This window comes from Quyinboa mangrovi, assembly GCF_042219825.1.
In the GTDB taxonomy this organism is placed as follows: domain Bacteria; phylum Bacteroidota; class Bacteroidia; order Bacteroidales; family UBA5342; genus JBHJHP01.
This window is the reverse complement of sequence record NZ_JBHJHQ010000024.1, coordinates 1-3,304: the sequence shown is the minus strand read 5'-3', so window position 1 is coordinate 3,304 and position 3,304 is coordinate 1. Positions and strand designations below refer to the sequence as shown.

General features: G+C 32.5%; 2 protein-coding genes. Both read right to left on the bottom strand.

The window, feature by feature from the left end; genetic code table 11:
• Positions 1-336: 336 nt before the first annotated feature.
• The gene (locus ACE1ET_RS20290; RefSeq protein WP_375730255.1) at positions 337-2,421 is read right to left on the bottom strand and encodes an FG-GAP repeat domain-containing protein; all 2,085 of its coding nucleotides are present in this window, start codon (positions 2,419-2,421) and stop codon (positions 337-339) included.
• Positions 2,422-2,772: 351 nt separating this feature from the next.
• The gene (locus tag ACE1ET_RS20285) at positions 2,773-3,219 is read right to left on the bottom strand and encodes a hypothetical protein (RefSeq protein ID WP_375730254.1); all 447 of its coding nucleotides are present in this window, start codon (positions 3,217-3,219) and stop codon (positions 2,773-2,775) included.
• Positions 3,220-3,304: the final 85 nt, after the last annotated feature.

Sequence of the window (3,304 nt, the reverse complement as noted above, 5' to 3'; positions counted from 1 at the left end):
TACAAGTATTATAAGAAATAAGACTGTAGGATAAAGGATTCCACTTTTCATTATTCGGAGAACACTTTTCTTTCGAATTCTTATGCTATGTTTTGACATTATCAAATAAGTCGTATAGTCTTTATTAAATTGGCACTAACGTTCCCGCGGTATGGTGTCGTGGCAGTTTCTGTCCGATAGGATAGGAACTGTCAAGACAAAAGAGACAGCCTGCGAACGTTGAATTATTTGGTTTAAAAATACTGCCATGCACTATACCGTGTGTTGTATGCAGTTTTATTATAAGTAGAAAATCACAGGTTTTAATTGTGATTCCCTACTTATTACAAAGATGAATTACCTTATTTTAGCTTGATATATTCCGGCATTATTTCCAGTATTATCATTTACAAAATACATTACTAGATCATTTTTCCCATCTAAATTTATATCTCCAATATCTATACCACCTCCTTGAATATGAACAGCATAGTTTGCATTATATTTTTCAACACTGGTCCAATTTTCTTCTGCAACTGCACCCGTTGAGCTGATATCTTTACCTACAACAATGAAACCCTCATCTTCATAGTAGTCATTTATACAAAATAAAATGATATCATTTCTCCCATTTCCTGTAATGTCTCCTATCGCTACTCCAGCTGCTGAATTTCGATCTGCGTGTACTCCTTTAATTTTTATAGAAGGTCCCCATACTTGTGGGATACCATAAGAATTAATATTCCAACCGATTCTATAATATTGTGAATTAGGGCCGTTGGGATTGTCATTGTTAGTAATAACGTAATCTAGTACTCCGTTTTTATCAATATCTGCTAATGTCATGCCTGCAAAATCAGTATGATATCCTAAACTCATTGGAGCTTTATAATTGTTGCCCCAATAAGAAACACTGCCACTTTCAGAAATGTTATATCCAACTTTAAAAATTGCGTAGTTATCTGTTGATGGATTATCAATAAACATAACAACCATATCCTTATGTCCGTCATTGTTTATATCAGCTATCGATACACCTGCACCTTCATTGTAATAAGAAGATGATATTGGGGTACTACCATAAGACCATCTTGAAGGAGTGCCATCAGTACGTAAATCCCATCCGATTGAATATATAATGTAATTACCACCGGTTGGATCATCAAGGTGTAAAAGAACCATATCAAGAACACCATTGTTGTTAATATCTTCCAGACATATATCACCGCCATCATCATAAAAACCATATGAATTAGTTGTATATCTTGATATCGCACTTTGTCTGGCGATTTCTAAAAGATCAAAATTTTCAGAAATCCATACACTTATAATATCATCATACAATCCTTCTTCAGGAGGATATGATGAACTCCCAATGTTAAAGCTATTGATTATTCCATCAATCTCACTTATTGCATTGGTGGCATTTACTATCAGTACGGTATTGGTAGTTAACTCTTTTATTCGAGTAAGTTCGTCTTTTAAAGTTCTCCATTTAGAAATGTTTTTATACTGTTCTAAAATATTTTCAGCCACATCTAAATTACTGTTTTCTATAAAATCTGAATATGGAACTATTGTCATCTCAACAGGGACTGCCCTTTCTGGATGTTCATTAAGATAATCTTTAAGATCGTCCATTGACGCGTTATATTCAGAAAGACTCGAGATTAATGGTTGATAATATCCTGATATATTTGTAAACGTCCAACCATTAACGTAGCACGTAGACAGTGCTGATTCCATTTCCGAACTTAATGTAGAGTTTGTTTCCACTCCAAATATTTTTTCAATTTTAAGTTTAGCGGCTTCTTCAATTTCGAGTTTTGTGTGTATTGATGATTTAGAGTAATCATAAACATAGATACTATAACAAATAGCTCCAGTTGTAACGTCATCTACATAATAATATCCATATCTATCTATAAATGCAGAAACATCTTGATTTAAATAACTCAAAGCTTCTTCACTTAATTCTGGATTTGCAACATAGGCTCTTTCAGTATTTATTTGAATTCTTGAAATGATAGTTACTTTTTTTTCTTCATAATTATAATTTGCATCAATATTCATTTCCATCGTTCTATCCAAACTTGTCTCGGAAACAATTGTTCCATTAATATTAAATTTAAGATCAATTCCGGCACTAAGTTTTACATCTTTGCTTTCAGTAATAGAAGAGAAATAGTTTGGAACAGTGTTAATTGTGTATGTTCTTAAAATGGAGGAACATTTAATCGCAGGGAATAATTCCAATTTATTTATTGGATCGTATCCTATTCCAGCATTATAATATCCATCGGGACAACCTGGTATTACTGACTTAAGTAAAGTGGTGGATTGCAAATTTTCCTCTTCTTGATTTACGGAAATATGTTCCTGGCAAGAATTAAAAATAATAAGCACCAAGGTTGAGATTAATAAGATCTTAATTTTATTCATTTGTTTAATGTTTTAGTTGAGCAAATGCTCATTAATAAAAAAGGGTTTTAATGATAATTTATATATTAGTTATTTTACTGATTTTATAATTATTAAAATTTAATACAGTAAAATATAGTATTTATGAAGTATTCATATTCACCTCCTTTTTTATGATTTATGGATGTTCATAATTCTACTTTTTACAGTCATAGAATATTCGCTTTTATTTTAAAATTGCATACAACGTTCCCGCGGTATGGTGTCGTGCGGTTGACTGTCCCACGAAGTGGTGGCTGTCAAGCCGAAAACGACGCCAGGATGCAAATGGATTTACAAGTAAAAAGAACCGCATGCACTATGCACCGCGTGTTAGGTGGCGTTTTTATTTCTTATATATTTATTCTCTAATTCATACATGAATTTAAGTTCAGCATAATCGTTAATATCCAACTTTATTCTTTCCCAGTTTTCTTTTGCAATTCTTGTCAAGTTTATCCATTCAGGATCAATCAATTTCTTCCTGTCTGAAAGATTCTTTTTTTCTGGGCTATCTGCGTATTTCTCAAGTTTGTTGTGAAAATCTTCAACTATGTCGAATTCAGATTTTGTTATAATTTTTTGACTTAACATTTCATCATAACCATCTTCAAGGTCAAGGTCATTGAAATATTGACAAATAGATTCATCATAATTTCCTATCATATCTTCATATTCGACGTTAATCCAAAGTCGTCGCTGAAATTCAATATGAGCAAGTTCGAAAAGAGAGTATAACCATTTTTTTCGAATGTTATATTTTAAATCTTTGTCCATCATTTAAATGACACCTAACGTTCCCGCGGTATGGTGTCGTGGCAGTTTCTGTCCGATAGGATAGGAACTGTCAGGACGAAAAGAGCTG